The 15,098-nt window shown below is 63.7% G+C and carries 14 protein-coding genes; 10 read left to right on the top strand and 4 right to left on the bottom strand.

From position 1 onward, the window contains the following. Positions 1-42: 42 nt before the first annotated feature. Together P9254_RS06455 and P9254_RS06450 are read left to right on the top strand one after the other, a co-directional pair. On the top strand, positions 43-753 hold the full coding sequence (locus P9254_RS06455) for a DNA helicase (protein ID WP_067326775.1): 711 nt from the start codon (positions 43-45) through the stop codon (positions 751-753). 51 nt (positions 754-804) lie between these two features. Continuing rightward, positions 805-1,362, top strand: a complete 558-nt coding sequence (locus P9254_RS06450; RefSeq protein WP_278054463.1) for a GNAT family N-acetyltransferase — start codon at positions 805-807, stop codon at positions 1,360-1,362. A gap of 27 nt (positions 1,363-1,389) precedes the next feature. On the opposite strand, the gene P9254_RS06445 is transcribed toward P9254_RS06450, so the two are convergent. Further along, positions 1,390-1,773, bottom strand: coding sequence for a DUF983 domain-containing protein (locus P9254_RS06445; RefSeq protein ID WP_164746753.1), 384 nt, complete (start codon positions 1,771-1,773; stop codon positions 1,390-1,392). 111 nt (positions 1,774-1,884) lie between these two features. On the opposite strand from P9254_RS06445, the gene P9254_RS06440 reads away from it, so the two are divergent. Beyond that, complete coding sequence (locus P9254_RS06440) at positions 1,885-3,261, top strand: aminotransferase-like domain-containing protein (protein ID WP_278054460.1); 1,377 nt, start codon at positions 1,885-1,887, stop codon at positions 3,259-3,261. Positions 3,262-3,286: 25 nt separating this feature from the next. On the opposite strand, the gene P9254_RS06435 is transcribed toward P9254_RS06440, so the two are convergent. Continuing rightward, a complete protein-coding gene (locus P9254_RS06435; protein WP_067326781.1) occupies positions 3,287-4,468 on the bottom strand; it encodes an MFS transporter in 1,182 nt (393 codons plus the stop codon). 245 nt (positions 4,469-4,713) lie between these two features. Then, positions 4,714-6,378, bottom strand: a complete 1,665-nt coding sequence (locus P9254_RS06430; protein WP_067326785.1) for a Na/Pi cotransporter family protein — start codon at positions 6,376-6,378, stop codon at positions 4,714-4,716. Positions 6,379-6,740: 362 nt separating this feature from the next. On the opposite strand from P9254_RS06430, the gene P9254_RS06425 reads away from it, so the two are divergent. The 7 genes from P9254_RS06425 to P9254_RS06395 all read left to right on the top strand — a co-directional run bounded on the left by P9254_RS06425 (position 6,741) and on the right by P9254_RS06395 (position 13,896). Next, complete coding sequence (locus P9254_RS06425) at positions 6,741-7,103, top strand: RcnB family protein (RefSeq protein ID WP_066994606.1); 363 nt, start codon at positions 6,741-6,743, stop codon at positions 7,101-7,103. Between the two features lie 138 nt (positions 7,104-7,241). Then, the gene (dnaG, locus tag P9254_RS06420) at positions 7,242-9,194 is read left to right on the top strand and encodes a DNA primase (protein ID WP_095801608.1); all 1,953 of its coding nucleotides are present in this window, start codon (positions 7,242-7,244) and stop codon (positions 9,192-9,194) included. A 422-nt stretch (positions 9,195-9,616) separates the two neighbouring features. Next, entirely contained in the window at positions 9,617-11,647 is a 2,031-nt protein-coding gene (gene rpoD, locus P9254_RS06415; RefSeq protein WP_066994612.1) for an RNA polymerase sigma factor RpoD, read from the top strand. Positions 11,648-11,850: 203 nt separating this feature from the next. Continuing rightward, positions 11,851-12,144, top strand: coding sequence for a GYD domain-containing protein (locus P9254_RS06410; protein WP_066994615.1), 294 nt, complete (start codon positions 11,851-11,853; stop codon positions 12,142-12,144). Positions 12,145-12,211: 67 nt separating this feature from the next. Beyond that, entirely contained in the window at positions 12,212-12,592 is a 381-nt protein-coding gene (locus P9254_RS06405; RefSeq protein ID WP_189413658.1) for a thiol-disulfide oxidoreductase DCC family protein, read from the top strand. Between the two features lie 137 nt (positions 12,593-12,729). Further along, positions 12,730-13,401, top strand: a complete 672-nt coding sequence (locus P9254_RS06400; protein ID WP_095823214.1) for a PadR family transcriptional regulator — start codon at positions 12,730-12,732, stop codon at positions 13,399-13,401. 201 nt (positions 13,402-13,602) lie between these two features. Beyond that, complete coding sequence (locus P9254_RS06395) at positions 13,603-13,896, top strand: HlyU family transcriptional regulator (protein ID WP_067326794.1); 294 nt, start codon at positions 13,603-13,605, stop codon at positions 13,894-13,896. A 31-nt stretch (positions 13,897-13,927) separates the two neighbouring features. Here P9254_RS06395 and P9254_RS06390 read toward each other — a convergent pair whose 3' ends face one another. Further along, a complete protein-coding gene (locus P9254_RS06390; RefSeq protein WP_067326797.1) occupies positions 13,928-14,860 on the bottom strand; it encodes a 3-keto-5-aminohexanoate cleavage protein in 933 nt (310 codons plus the stop codon). Positions 14,861-15,098: the final 238 nt, after the last annotated feature.

Genomic DNA, 15,098 nt, shown 5'->3' with positions numbered 1-15,098 from the left:
AAGGAGGGATTGCGAAGACTGCTCGCAATAGGAGGTTTTTCGATGCGGCTTTCCGCACCCGTCTATCATCTGAAGCGCCAGGCGAGGTTGCTGTCGCGCAAGGAAAATGTTCCCCTTCATGAGGCGCTTGACCGCATGGCCTTCAAGGAAGGCTTTGGCAGCTGGAGCCTGCTTGCGGCGAAAGCCGCCGAGGCCGCACCCGCCGGGAGGCTGCTGGCGCAACTGATACCCGGCGACATGGTCCTCGTGGCGGCCCGGCCGGGTCAGGGCAAGACGCTGATGAGCCTCGAACTCGCCGTGGCGGCCATGAAGCAGGGCAGTCGCGCCGTATTCTTCACCCTGGAATACATGCATGCCGACATCCTCGACCGGTTCCGCGACATCGGCGTCGACCCTGCCGTTTTCGACCATCTGTTCGAGTTCGACAATTCCGACGCCATCAGCGCCACCTACATCATCGAGGCGTTGGGGTCGGCGCCGCGCGGCACGCTGGCGGTGATCGACTATCTGCAACTGCTCGACCAGAAGCGCGAGGATCCCGAGCTCATGGTCCAGATACGCGCCTTGAGATCGTTTGCCCGGGAACGCGGGCTGGTGCTGGTCTTCATCTCTCAGGTCGACCGGTCATACGATGCGTCCAGGAAGCCGTTTCCCGACCTTGACGATGTCCGGCTGCCGAACCCACTCGATTTATCGCTCTTCGACAAGATGTGCTTCCTCAACAAGGGCGAAATCCGCTTTCAGTCAGCTTGAGGGCGATCCTGACCGGGGCTATGCCTCCGATCTCGCAAAGGACACGGCTTCATGGTCGAAATCGTCAAACCGGCGCTCGAGCATCTGCCATCCTACAAGGCGGCGCTGGAGCGCGGCTGGTCGCCGGACAATGTGCGGCTGCTGGAGGCTACGCGCGAGCAGCTTGAGGCGATCGAACAGGATCCGGCGGCATTCCTTGCCGGCCTTGACGATCCCGAAGCCAAGGGGCCGCCGATCGCGCTGCCGGACGGCACAATGGTGCCACGCCTGCCGGGCTTCCGGCGCTGGATCTGGGACGGCGAGGCCGCCGGCTCGATCGGGCTTCGCTGGCAGAAGGGCACGTCGGCGCTGCCGCCGCACCTGCTCGGCCACATCGGCTATGCCGTGATGCCATGGAAGAAGGGGCGCGGCTATGCCACCGAAGCGCTGCGGCTGATGCTTCACGAGGCAAGGGCGGTCGGTCTCGACTATGTCGAGATCACCACCGATCTCGACAATCTTGCATCCCAGAAGGTGGTGCTCGCCAATGGCGGCATTCTCGTCGGGCGGTTCGCCAAAGTCGCCGCCTATGGTGGCGCGGAGAGCCTCAAGTACCGGATCGACCTTTAGGTCTCAAGGCAAGCGAACTTGAGAACCTTATTCGCCGGGCCTGGCCAGTCTTCCTTCTGCGGCCTTGTAGTAGAACTGGCTCGCGACAAGCCAGCCTTTCAGCGGCCTGAGCGGCGGAATGCAGGTCGCAAGGATGATCGGCACCGAAACGAAGGCGTGGAACCACATGGATGGCTCGAACGTCACCTGCGCCCAGACGGCGAACAGGACGGAGGGCACGCAGGCAAAGCAGATGACGAAGAAGGCGGGTCCGTCGGCCGGATCGGCAAAAGAATAGTCGAGCCCGCAGACTTCGCATTTCGGCGCCAGCTTCAGAAATCCGTCGAACAGCCGGCCCTCTCCGCAACGCGGGCATCGCCCGCGGATGCCGACCCGCCAGGGCTCGAGGTGGGGATAGTGCGCGTCGTGCATGGTCATCACTCCAGGACCTCGCATGCATTCGATCGGCCTTGAGGTCACGCATACATACTAATATGATTATTGTATGCATACAATGCGACAAAATGTATGGATGCCGGTGGCATGAACAGTGAAGGGGACCTCAGCTGGCTTTCTCCCTTGGCGGAAGACTCACGGCCGCTCTATCTCAAGATCGTCGAGGCGCTTGCGGCTGCCCGCTCGATCGGGCGGCTGCAACCGGGGGACAGGCTGCCGCCGCAGCGAGAGCTTGCCCGCTTCCTTGGCGTGGATCTGACCACGGTCACCCGGGCGTTCACCGAAGCCCGCCGCAGGAACCTGATCGATGCAACGGCCGGTCGCGGCACCTTCATCACGCCCGGCGAGCCGGAAGAGCCGATCCTCGATCTGAGCATGAACATTCCGCCGGCGCCTTCGGGCCTGAGCCTGCCGGCATTGATCCGGAGCGGCATCGAGGGACTGCTCAAACGTTTCAGCGCCGAAGCACTGCTTTCCTACCATCCCGGCCCGGGTTCTCCCGCGGAACGCGCCGCCGGCTCGTATTGGCTTGCCGCAGCCGGCGGCAGGTTGCCTGTCGAGCGCGTGGCTCTTGGTTCGGGGGCGCAGGCGCTGCTCGCCGCCGTCCTTCTGTCGCAAACCCGTGAGGGCGATACGATCCTCACCGATACGCTGACCTATCCCGGCCTGATCGCGCTGGCGCAGGCCACGGGGCGAAAGCTGGCTGGGGCGGGACGCGACGATGACGGCATGCGCCCCGACCATCTGGAGGAAGCGGCGCGACGATATGGCGCCCGCGTCCTCTATCTCAACCCGACACTTCACAATCCGACCACGCTCACCATGCCGGAGGGCCGGCGCCGGGATCTGGCTCGGATGGCGGGCAGGCTTGGCCTGGTGATCGTCGAGGACGATCCCTACAGTCCCCTGCAGACCGCTTCACCGCCAGCCTTCCTCAGCCTGGCGCCGGACCGGACATTCCACCTGGCTACATTGGCGAAATGCATCTCGCCATTTCTGCGCACGGCGTTCCTGGCGGCGCCTGACGCGAAATCCGTCGAGCGGATCGCGGCGACAATCCGGGGCACCACCATGATGGCGCCGCCGCTGATGACGGGGCTCGCCTGCGAGTGGGTGCGAAGCGGCCTGGCCGGCGAGATCACCGCCGCGGTGCGTGCCGAAGCAGAGGCCAGGCAGACGATCGCGCGCAAGATCCTGCCGGCCGGTTTCGCCTCGACGGAATCAAGCCTGCATCTTTGGTATCCGCTGGATGCGCGATTGCGTTCATCGGATATCGCCGAGATCGCACGCCGTCGCGGATTGGCCCTCAGCCCGGCGGAAGAGTTCTCCGTCGTGCCCAGTGCCGCTGATGGCTTGCGGCTGGCGTTGGGTGCCGCATCCAGCCACGAAAGGCTGGAGGAGGGGCTTCACGGTTTGAAGTCGATCCTGTCGGGCGGCTCTGGCTCCTTGCGTCCTCAGGTCTGAGGCGGCAGAGCGGCACGCCAAGGCTCTATTCCGCCGCAGCCGGCAACGGCGGCGTCGCCCGGCTGCGCCATTCCCAAGCCTGCGAGGCAAGCGCGACCGCCAGGGCCACCAGCATGGCAAACGCGCCGGCGACCGGCAGGCTGCGATAGCCAAGACCGGCATTGAGCATCGCAGCGCCCAGCGAAGCGGCGAGCGCGATGCCGACATTGAAGCCCGAGGGAATCAGCGACGAGGCAAGGTTCGAGGCGTCTGCCGTCCAGGCCAGGATCCGGGTCTGGATCGGCGCGCCGATGGCGAAGTTGAGGCCGCCCCATATGACTATCGCGACGATCATCGGCACCGGGTAGGGACTGACCGCATAGATGACGCCAAGCATTACCGCCTGCAGGAAAAGCATGGCGATCAGCGACGGCATCAGCTTCCAGTCGGCAAGCTTGCCGCCCAAGAGAACGCCGATCGTCGCGCCGACGCCGTTGAGCAGCAGCACAAACGGGATCAGGCTTTCGTGGAGGCCGGTGACTTCGAGCAGCGTCGGCGTGATGTAGGTGAAGAGGCCGAACTGGCCGATCATCAACATCAGCATCAGGATGAGCGAGGTCCAGACCTGCTGGCGCCCCAACACGCGCACCTCGCGCGCGAGGCCGGCGGGCCGGTTGGCGGCGCCTGCCGTGCGGGGCAGCAGCGCAAGCATGGCAACGATCGCGATGACGCCCAGCGCGCACATCACCCAGAAGGTCGCCCGCCAGCCCCAGAGACCGCCGATCGCGGTGCCGGCCGGAACGCCGATAACATTGGAGACGGTCAATCCAGAGAGGATGACCGCGACCGCCCGGCCACGCTGGTCCTCGCGCACCAGGCCGACCGCGACCACCATGGCGACGCCGAAATAGCAGCCATGCGCCACTGCAGTGGCAATGCGCAGGAGAAGCATCGAGGTGAAATCGGGCGCCAGCGCGCATGTGGTCTGGCCAAGAGTGAAGGCAATGGTCAGGGCGATGAGCAGCGACTTTCGCGAGACCCTGCTGGTTGCGAGCGCCAGGAGCGGACCACCAATGGCGATGCCGCAGGCATAGCCGGAGACGAGATAGCCGGCGGTGGGCACGGAAACACCCAGACCCTGCGCTACCTCCGGCAGCACGCCGGCGATGACGAACTCAGTCGTGCCGAAAGCGAAGGCGGCAATGAACAGGGCAATGAGGGGCAGCATGGCGCGGACAGCGATCCTGAATGAGCTGGCCTCAAACCATGGATGGACGCTGCGGGCAATGCAGAAATTGTCGATGCCGCTTTAGGTTTTCTTGACCGGGTTGGGCAGTGGTCCCGCCTAAATGAGCACAAGGCCCTCTTCGTGCCGTGAGGACGCCCAGTCCGAGCCGTCTGTCAATCTCACCGTCACCTAGCCGACGGCGAGGATCAGCAAAGGCTAATTTTGTGCGGGCCGGTCGGTCGATGCTAGCTCGCCTTCAGCCGCGAGCCGCCGAGCAGCCCGCGCTCCTCCAGCACCGGGTAGGCCATGGAGGCGAGCAGCGAATTGATCTGCTTGAGGTCGCGGATGGTGTCGAGATGGATCGAACTGGTCTCGACGCTTTTCGCGGTCCCGTCGCGCAGCCGCACGAAGTGGCTGGCGCTGGTCTCTTTCTCGCGCTCGCGCAGCAGGTCCTTCTCGAGCACCAACTGGCGGGCGGTTTCCGGGTCGCGCGAGACCAGCACGTTGAAGGCAAGCCGCGCATTGGCCAGAACCGAGGCATGGAAAGCGCAAAGCTCGCGCCAGCCCTCGGGCGTGAATTCCAGCCCGCGCTCCAGCTTCTTCCTGACATGCACAAGCATGTTGCGCACGATGATGTCGCCGACCTGCTCCAGCTTGACGCAGGCGCCGATCAGTTCCTGGCAGCGCAGCGCCTCGTCCTCACTCAGGGGGTTCTTGGTGACCTTGGCCAGATAGAGCTTGATCGCGGCGTGCTTCTGGTCGACCCGGTCGTCGAGCGCGGCCAGCGCCTTGATCTTGCCGGCGTCGGCGCTTTCATAGAGCTCGATGATCCGCTTCAGCATGATCTCGACCGTCTCGCAGACCCGTACCACCTCGCGCGTGGCGTTGGCCAGGGCCTGGCTTGGCGTGTCGAGCGCGCTCTCGTTCAGCGCCGACAGTTCGACCACGTCGAGCGCTGCCGTCGGTTCGGGCTTAGTGCCGAGCGCCACGATCTTCTCCGAAGCGCGATAGACGAGGCCGGCGAGTGGCAGCCCGGCAAGCAGGATGATCACGTTGAACAGGATGTGGGCGTTGACGATCTGGCCGGAGGCCGTCGTGCCGAGGAAGGAGAAGTGCGGCCTGAAAATCATGAACAGGATCAGCATCACGAGCGAGCCAAGCCCGCGCATCAGAAGATTGCCGATCGGCACGATGCGGACTTCCGCCGCTGCCGAGCGGGTGAGCATCGGCGCGATGATCGAGGAACCGAGATTGACGCCCAGGATCAGGACGACGCCGAGCTCCGGAGTGATCAAACCCCGGCCGGCGAGCGTGGCCATGAGCAGGACCGCCGCGATGCTCGACTGGAACAGCCAGGTGATCAGTGCCGCCAGCAGGTAGGAGCTGATCGCATCGCCGGAGAAGTAGTCGATGATGACCGGCATGAGCTGGCTGTCGCGCAACGGCTCGGAAGCTTGGCCGATCATCTCCAGCGACAGGATCAGAAGGCCGATGCCGACAAGGATGCGGCCGGTCTGACGCCAATCGCGGCGCTCGGTGGCCATGAACATGATGGTTCCTGCGACCAGGCACAACGGCACCACGAGCGACAGATCAAAGGTAAGAAGCTTCGCGACCAAGGCCGAGCCGATCTCGGCGCCGCGCACGGCAAGCTGCCCGGCGGCGCCCGACACGATGCCGGCGCCGGCGAAGGAGCCGACCAGCAGCGTGACGGCGGTTGAACTCTGCAGCGCGATCGCGAGGCCACAGCCGGCCAGCACCGCCATCAGCGGCTTGCGCATGGTGGCGCGCAGCCTGTGACGCAGCACATCGCCATAGGCGCGCTCGACACCGGTTTTTACCATGCGGGTGGCGAACAGCATCAGCGCCACTGCGCCGGCAAGGTGCAGAAGGACAACGGATCCGCTCATGCCGAGCCTCGCAACGAGGCGGCCAGGAAGCGGAAAAAGGTGCGAATCGCAAGCATTTCGAAGGTCGAGACTAAAGCAGTTTACATTAGCCGGATAATAAATTTTACCCGATTCGGCCGACATTCGGCACACGACGGCGTGTGTCGGAAATGGATAGAAGGTGCTTTGGTTGCAGATCGCGGTCGGACAGGCGGCAAATGTCGCGTCGACGCGAAGCCTGGGCTTGAACCGGTTTCTGTAAATTGGTGAAGCTGCTTGCGTAACCAACGGAAATCATTACGGAATTGTAACCAAGGTGTTCAGTTTCGGTTCATGCCAGCCGGAATATCTCCTTGCCTATCGACAACCAAGGAGCACCGACCATGAAGCGTCTCATACTTTCCACCGTGACCGCCGCGATGCTGACCGCTTCGGCCTTTTCGGGCCAGGCGGCGCCGCTCGTTCAGCCGAGCGAGACGCAATCGACCTACACACAGGTCGACTGGCAGAAGCCGGGCCGGCATGTCGAGAAGCGCGTCGTGAAGAAGAAGGTCGTGGTGAAGCGCAGCCATTGGCGCAATGGGCAGAAGTATTCCAGCTGGAAGCGCCATCAGGCGGTTCGCGACTGGCACCGTTATGGGCTGCGCCGTCCCGGCCCCGGCCAGGAGTGGATTCGCGTCGGCAACGACTACCTTTTGGTCAGCATCGTCTCCGGTATCATCTTCGGCGCGATCGCCGCGCACTGAGCGGGGAATGGTCCGAAAGACGGGAAGGCGGCCGCGCGGCCGCCTTCTTTTTGTCTGTGAAAAGCGGGTACGATCGGGCTTATCGAGTCGTCGCGCCCAAGCGGCTTGATTATATGGAGGGTAAACGAGCCTTTCCCGATGCGCTTTCCACCCGCCTTCCTCGACGAGATACGCGACCGCGTGCCGATTTCTTCGGTGATCGGTCAACGCGTTTCCTGGGATAGGAAGAAGTCCAACGCATCGCGCGGCGATTATTGGGCGTGCTGCCCGTTTCACGGCGAAAAGAGCCCGTCGTTCCACTGCGAGGACAAGAAGGGGCGCTATCACTGTTTCGGCTGTTCGGTCTCGGGTGATCATTTCAAGTTCCTGACCGAGCTCGACGGCATGAGCTTTCCCGAAGCGGTCGAAAGGATCGCAGAGATGGCCGGCGTGCCGATGCCGGTGCGCGACGCCCAAGAAGAAAAGCGCGAGAAGGAACGCGCCAGCCTGACCGACGTCATGGAGATGGCGACGGTCTTCTTCCAGGAGCGCCTGCAGGGACCGGAAGGCGCCAAGGCCCGCGCCTATCTGCGCGACCGCGGTCTGACGCCGGCGACGCAGCAGTCCTTCCGGCTCGGCTATGCGCCGGACAGCCGCAACGCGCTCAAGGAATACCTCGCCGCCAAGGGGGTGCCGAAGGCCGATATCGAAGCCTGCGGACTGGTCCGGCATGGCGACGACATCCCGGTCTCCTATGACTGGTTCCGCGACCGCATCATGTTCCCGATCCCGGATTCGCGCGGCAGGATCATCGCCTTCGGCGGTCGGGCGCTGGCGCCGGACGCTTTGGCGAAATACATGAACTCGCCGGAGACCGAGCTCTTCCACAAGGGCAACGTGCTCTACAATTTCGCCCGCGCCCGCAAAGCGGTGGCCAAGGGCGGCACGGTGATCGCCGTCGAAGGCTATATGGATGTGATCGCGCTGGCACAGGCCGGCTTCGAGAATGCCGTGGCGCCTCTCGGCACGGCGCTCACCGAAAACCAGCTCGAGCTTTTGTGGCGCATGGCGCCGGAGCCGGTGCTTTGCTTCGACGGCGACCAGGCCGGGCTGAAGGCCGCCTGGCGCGCCGCCGACCTCGCGCTGCCGTCGGTGCAGCCCGGGCGCTCGGCACGCTTCGCGCTGCTGCCCGAAGGCAAGGACCCCGACGATCTGGTCAAAGCGGATGGGCCGGACGCGTTCCGCGCGGTGCTTTCGGAAGCGCGGCCGCTCGCCGATCTTCTGTGGATGCGCGAGACGGCCGGCGGCGTGTTCGATACGCCGGAGCGGCGGGCGGAGCTCGAGAAGACGCTGCGCGAGCTTACCGGCCGCATCCGCGACGAAAGCCTGCGCTACCACTATCAGCAGGAGATGCGCGAGCGCGTCCTAAGCTTCTTCGGCTCGCAGCGCGGCGCGCGGCAAGGCCTACACGGGGGACGCCAGGACGGCCGGCCAGGCGAGCGCGGCAGAGGTTCGGCGCCAGGCGGGGCGTTTGGCCGGAGCGCTGCGGGCGCGCGCACCGCCATCACCGAAAGCCTCGGCCGCTCGGCGCTGGTCAAGCGCACGGGCGAGGCCATGTCGGTACGCGAGGCGACGATCATCGTGGCGCTGGTCAACCATCCGCCGCTGATCGACGAGAATTTCGCGCATGTCGAATTCCTCGATCTTGCCAATTCGGATCTCAGGCGGCTGCATGCAGCCATCCTCGACGCGATGGCGCATGACGCGGCCGACGACCGCGACGCAGTCATCGCCACCATCGAGCGCGCCGGATGCGGCGACATCTGGGAACGCGCGGTGGCGCTGATCAAGCGGGCGCGGCAGTGGCCGGCGCTCGAAACCGCGGGACTTGACGATGCCCGGGACGCCTTCAACCAAGCGCTGCACTTGCAGCGCAGCGCGCGCACCTTACATAGGGAGCTGAAACAGGCGCAGGCGGCGCTCGATGCAGACCCGTCGGACGAAAACTTCCGGCATCTCGTCGAGATTCAAGCGCAATTCAACGATGTACAGGCAACGGAAGCGCTGATCGAAGGGTTCGGCGTTTCGTCGGGCAGGGCTGGGCGTGCTTAGGCCCAGGTCGGCCCGAAATGAAGTGGAAATGCTCAAGGCGCGTCGATTCGACGCCTCTAAGTCGGGCAATTGATTCGCTTTTTTCATGCGAATCATGCCAGAGGCGCTTGACCTTCTGACAGATTGGCGGAATCAGGACGATTCGAAACGTTAACCGTGCCCGGCGTCGGTGGGAAATTTTGAGCGATGTAAGGTTCTGGCGACTGGACAGGCAAAAGGCCTGCCACAGATACCAGGGTTAATCTGGACTTAATGCATGTCGCCCAAAAGTGGAACCGGTTTTGGGGCAACGACAGGCAGCAAACAAAAGAGATGATGCGGTCACTGGCCCGGTAAGAAGCGTTCTGGGGCGAGCGCATCCGGTTTGACCGGTCCGGCAGCTTACGCGGCTTCGATATTCGGCCGCTTGGAGACGACAAAGAATGGCGACAAAGGAAAAGGAAGAGGTCGAGACCGAACGTGAAGGCGCCACCGATGGCCCGCTGCTCGACCTTTCCGATGATGCTGTCAAGAAGATGATCAAGGCCGCCAAGAAGCGCGGCTATGTGACCATGGACGAACTGAACTCGGTGCTGCCCTCGGAGGAAGTGACATCCGAGCAGATCGAGGACACGATGGCCATGCTGTCCGACATGGGCATCAACGTCGTCGAGGACGACGAGCAGGGCGAGGAGGCGGAAGGCGGCGACGCGGGCGCCGACTCCGAGGAAGACGCCAACGAGCTTGCCGAGCAGACCGGCACCGCCGTTGCCACCACGACCACCAAGAAAGAGCCGACCGACCGCACCGACGACCCGGTGCGCATGTATCTGCGCGAGATGGGCTCGGTCGAGCTTCTGTCGCGCGAGGGCGAAATCGCGATCGCCAAGCGCATCGAGGCCGGCCGCGAGACGATGATCGCGGGCCTGTGCGAGAGCCCGCTCACCTTCCAGGCGATCATCATCTGGCGCGACGAGCTCAACGAATCGAAGATCCTGCTGCGCGAGATCATCGACCTCGAGGCGACCTATGCCGGCCCCGAGGCCAAGCAGGCGCCGGTTGTCGAACGCGTCGAGGAAGCGCCCAAGGCCGAAGAGAAGCCGCGCGGCCGCTCGGCGGCGCGCGAGGAAGAAGACGACATCACCAATGTCGGCGGCGACACGCGCGGGCTGGAAGAAGAGGAAGACGACGAGGACGAGGCAAGCCTGTCGCTGGCCGCGATGGAAGCGGAACTACGCCCGCAGGTGATGGAGACGCTCGACGTCATCGCCGACACTTACAAGAAGCTTCGCAAGCTGCAGGACCAGCAGGTCGAGAACCGGCTGGCGGCTGCCGGCACGCTTTCGCCCAGCCAGGATCGCCGGCTGAAGGAGCTCAAGGAGCAACTCATCAAGGCGGTGAAGTCGCTGTCGCTCAACACCGCGCGCATCGAAGCGCTGGTCGAGCAGCTCTACGACATCAACAAGCGCCTGGTGCAGAACGAGGGCAAGCTGCTTCGGCTCGCCGAAAGCTACGGCGTGCGCCGCGAGGAGTTCCTCAAGGAGTATCAGGGCTCGGAGCTCGATCCGAACTGGACCCGCTCGATCGCGAATCTCACCTCGCGCGGCTGGAAGGAATTCACAAAGAACGAGAAGGACGCGATCAAGGAACTGCGCGCCGAGATCCAGAACCTCGCCACCGAGACGGCGATCTCGATTCTGGAATTCCGCAGGATCGTCAACCAGGTGCAGAAGGGCGAGCGCGAGGCCGCGATCGCCAAGAAGGAAATGGTGGAAGCGAACCTTCGGCTCGTCATCTCCATCGCCAAGAAATACACCAATCGCGGCCTACAGTTCCTGGACCTGATCCAGGAAGGCAATATCGGCCTGATGAAGGCGGTCGACAAATTCGAGTATCGCCGCGGCTACAAGTTCTCGACCTACGCGACATGGTGGATCCGGCAGGCGATCACCCGCTCGATCGCCGATCAGGCGCGCACCATCCGCATTCCGGTGCACATGATCGAGACGATCAACAAGATCGTGCGTACCTCGCGCCAGATGCTGCATGAGATCGGCCGCGAGCCGACGCCGGAAGAGCTGGCAGAGAAGCTCGCAATGCCGCTCGAAAAAGTGCGCAAGGTGCTGAAGATCGCCAAGGAGCCGATCTCGCTCGAAACGCCGGTCGGCGACGAGGAGGATTCGCATCTCGGCGACTTCATCGAGGACAAGATGGCGATCCTGCCGATCGACGCGGCGATCCAGGCCAATCTGCGCGAGACAACCACGCGCGTGCTGGCTTCGCTCACCCCGCGCGAGGAGCGTGTTCTGCGCATGCGCTTCGGCATCGGCATGAACACCGACCACACGCTGGAAGAGGTCGGCCAGCAGTTTTCGGTCACCCGCGAGCGTATCCGTCAGATCGAGGCCAAGGCGCTGCGCAAGCTCAAGCACCCGAGCCGCTCGCGGAAGCTGAGAAGCTTCCTGGACAGCTGAGCGGAAACGCAACATACGAAAACGGGCGCCTCGGCGTCCTTTTTCATTTCCACCTATTTGTTATGCCGCCTTGCCGGGCTTGCTCAACAGGAGGATAATTTCAGGGTCGGATGCATTTGTGGGCGACAAGCCGGATGCCCGCCCCGGACGCCGGTCGCAACTGCCAGGCGTCGCGCTCCGTGGCTCCCGGTGGGAGGTGTGCCATGACAACCTACATCGTGCTTATCAACTGGACCGAATTGGGCGCCAAGAACGTGCGGGAGTCGCCGAAGCGGCTCGATGCCGCCAAGAAGCTGCTCGGTGAAATGGGCGGATCGTTCAAGGCATTCTATCTGACGATGGGCGAATGCGACATGGTCGCCATTGTCGAAGCGCCGGACGATGCCGTGCTTGCCCGTTTCGCGCTGATGTTGTCGTCGGGCGGCAATGTCAGGACGCGGACGATGAAGGCGTTTCCGGAATTCGCCTACCGCGAGATCATCAGTTCGCTGGGGTAGAGCGCCGGAAACAGCCCGGCTCGATGCTGATATTGCGGTGCCGCGCTCGGTCGCCGATAGTCGCGCGATGCCTGAGCCGTTGCTGACTGTCTGGTACAACACACGCTGCCCGGTCTGCGATGCCGGCATCAACCGCCAGAAACGGCGGCTGATTGAAGCGGTCAAGTCCGGCCGCGTCGAATTCCGCGACATTAATTTCGAACCGCAAGCGCTTTCAGCCTTCGGCGCCTCGCTCGAGGATGTCCGCCGGCGGCTGCATGCGACCGATGCCGAGGGCAAGCTGCTGGTCGGTGCCGATGTGGCGATCGCCGTCTGGCGGCTCACGCCTGGCGAGGGATGGCTCGCCACCCTGTTCGGCAATTCGGTCGTGCTGCGGCTGACGCGCTTTGTCTATGATCGGTTTGCCGATCTTCTCTACGCCTGGAACCGCCGCAAAGGCCGCTGGTAGGCTGTTTTCGCGGCGATCGCTGCGCATTCGACCGCCTCGCAGTTCGCCTTGCGTCAACCAAGATGCATCGTAAGATATATCTTGACTCCACCCGCCTAGCTAAGATATATCGTAAGATAGAACTCAAGGAGCGATCCATGCACAAGCATAATCCCTTCGGGCACAACCATTTCGGTCAGCGCATATTCATGCACATGGCCGGTCGTTTCGGTGGTCGCGGCGGCGGCTTTGGTCCCTTCGGCCAGGGCATGCGCGGCGGCGGCCGCGGCGGTCCGGGCGACATGTTCCGCGCCGGCCGCATGTTGGCCGACGGCGATCTCAAGCTGATCACGCTGTCGCTTCTGGCCGAGGCGCCGCGGCACGGCTACGACATCATCAAGGCGCTGGAGGAACGCACCAGCGGCATCTACAGCCCGAGCCCGGGCGTGGTCTATCCGACGCTGACCTTTCTCGAAGAGGCCGGCTATGCCGTCTCGTCAAGCGAAGGCAACAAGAAGGTGTTCTCGATCACCGAGGCGGGCAGGGCGCATCTCGAGCAAAATCGCGAGATGATCGATCACGTGCTCGACCATCTCGAGCGGTTCGGCCGCAAGATGGCCAAGGCGCGCGACTGGTTTGGCTGGAACGACGAGGGCGAGGACGTCGGCCGGCGCGGCCGTCACGAAAAGCGCGACCGGTTCCGCGCACTGCGCCACCGCCTACGCGCCGCGCTCAGCGATATCGTCGATGCGCCGGAGGACAAGCAGGCCGAGGCGATCAGCATTCTGGAAGACGCCGCCGCAGCGCTCGAGGCCCTCTCACGTCGCTGAGTCGCCCGGCACTGAACGGGCTATTGCTGGCTCGACCGATGACCGTCAAAGCGGGATGACTTCCAAAAGTCATCCCGTTTATCTTTGTGTGAGCATGATCTTCCCGAAAACCGCTGCACAGTTTTCGGGTTCATGCTGTAGTGAAAATCGTCCTGCGGCACGCTATGTGATGCAGGACGATTTGCCGTTGGAGGATGCGCTATGTCTTTTCTGAAACGTCTTTTCGGCGGCGGCGGTGGTGAGGCGACGGACACCGGAGCCGCGAAGCCGGCAAAGCAGGTCGAGCACAAGGGCTTCCTGATCAGCGCCACGCCCTACAAGGCGGACGGCCAGTACCAGACCTGCGGCGTCGTCTCCAAGGAAGTGGACGGCGTGATGAAGGAGCACCGCTTCATCCGCGCCGACCGTTTCGCCGGGCTGGACGATGCGGTCGACATCTCGATCAAGAAGGGCATCCAGCTCGTCGACGAGCAGGGCGAGCGGATGTTTGGATAGCCGTTGCCGCAGGGTTCTTTTTTTGCCGGGATCAGAACGCGACTTTGTCGCCGCCCTTCAGCTGCAGGATCTGCCGCGCCTCGTCGGGCGTGGCGATCGAGGCGCCGAGGCCCTCGATGATCTGGCGGACCTTCGTTACTTGTTCGGCGCTCGAGCGGGCAAGCTTGCCCTTGCCGATCCATAACGAGTCCTCCAGGCCAACCCGCACATTGCCGCCCAGCGCGATCGCCTGCGTGGCGATCGGCAGTTGGTGGCGGCCGGCGCCCAGCACCGACCAGTGATATTCGTTGCCGAACAGCCGATCGGCCGTGCGCTTCATATGGGCGACGTCCTCCGGATGCGTGCCGATGCCGCCGAGGATGCCGAACACGCTCTGGACGAAGAACGGTGCCTTCACCAGCCCGCGCTCGACGAAATGCGCCAGGGTATAGAGATGGCCGATGTCGTAGCACTCGATCTCGAAGCGCGTGCCGTTGTCGGCGCAGGTGCGCAATATGTGCTCGATATCGCCGAAAGTGTTGCGGAAGATCCGGTCGCGCGACGATTCGAGATAGGGCCGCTCCCACTCATGCTCGAACGTCTTGAAGCGCTCCAGCATCGGAAACAGCGCGAAGTTCATCGAGCCCATGTTGAGCGAGGCGACCTCGGGCGCGAAGACTTTCGCGGGCCTGACGCGTTCCTCCACGCTCATCGTCGCCGCACCACCGGTGGTGATGTTGACGACGCAGTTGGAGCGCTGCTTGATGACCTGCAGGAAAGGGGCGAACGCCTCGGTCGACTGGTCGGGGCGTCCGTCGACCGGATTGCGGGCATGAAGGTGGACGATCGCGGCACCCGCCTCGGCCGCCTCGATAGCGGCGGTCGCGATCTCCTCGGCCGTGACCGGCAAGTGCGGCGACATTGACGGCGTGTGGATCGAGCCTGTGACCGCGCAGGTGATGATGATCTTGTTCTGACTTGCCACTTTTTGATGTCCTGATCTGATCTCTTCGGTGTTCGAGCGCGCCCTGTTCGAGCGCGCCCTGTCGACCGCGCCCTGTCGACCGCTTTGGGTGATGCCGGAAATGAACCGCTTCGACAGCACGATATAGAACAGGGTAATCGGCAGCGCCGCCAGTGTCAGCCCGGTGAACAGCTAGTCGGCGGTGAATTTCGCCGACGAACACCGTCAGCCCCGGCGGCAGTTTCCTCAAATTGCCGGA

It is taken from the genome of Mesorhizobium sp. WSM4983, from assembly GCF_029625765.1.
Classification (GTDB): Bacteria; Pseudomonadota; Alphaproteobacteria; order Rhizobiales; family Rhizobiaceae; genus Mesorhizobium.
Note: the sequence above shows the minus strand (reverse complement) of the source record. Positions and strands in the feature narration are given on the sequence as shown.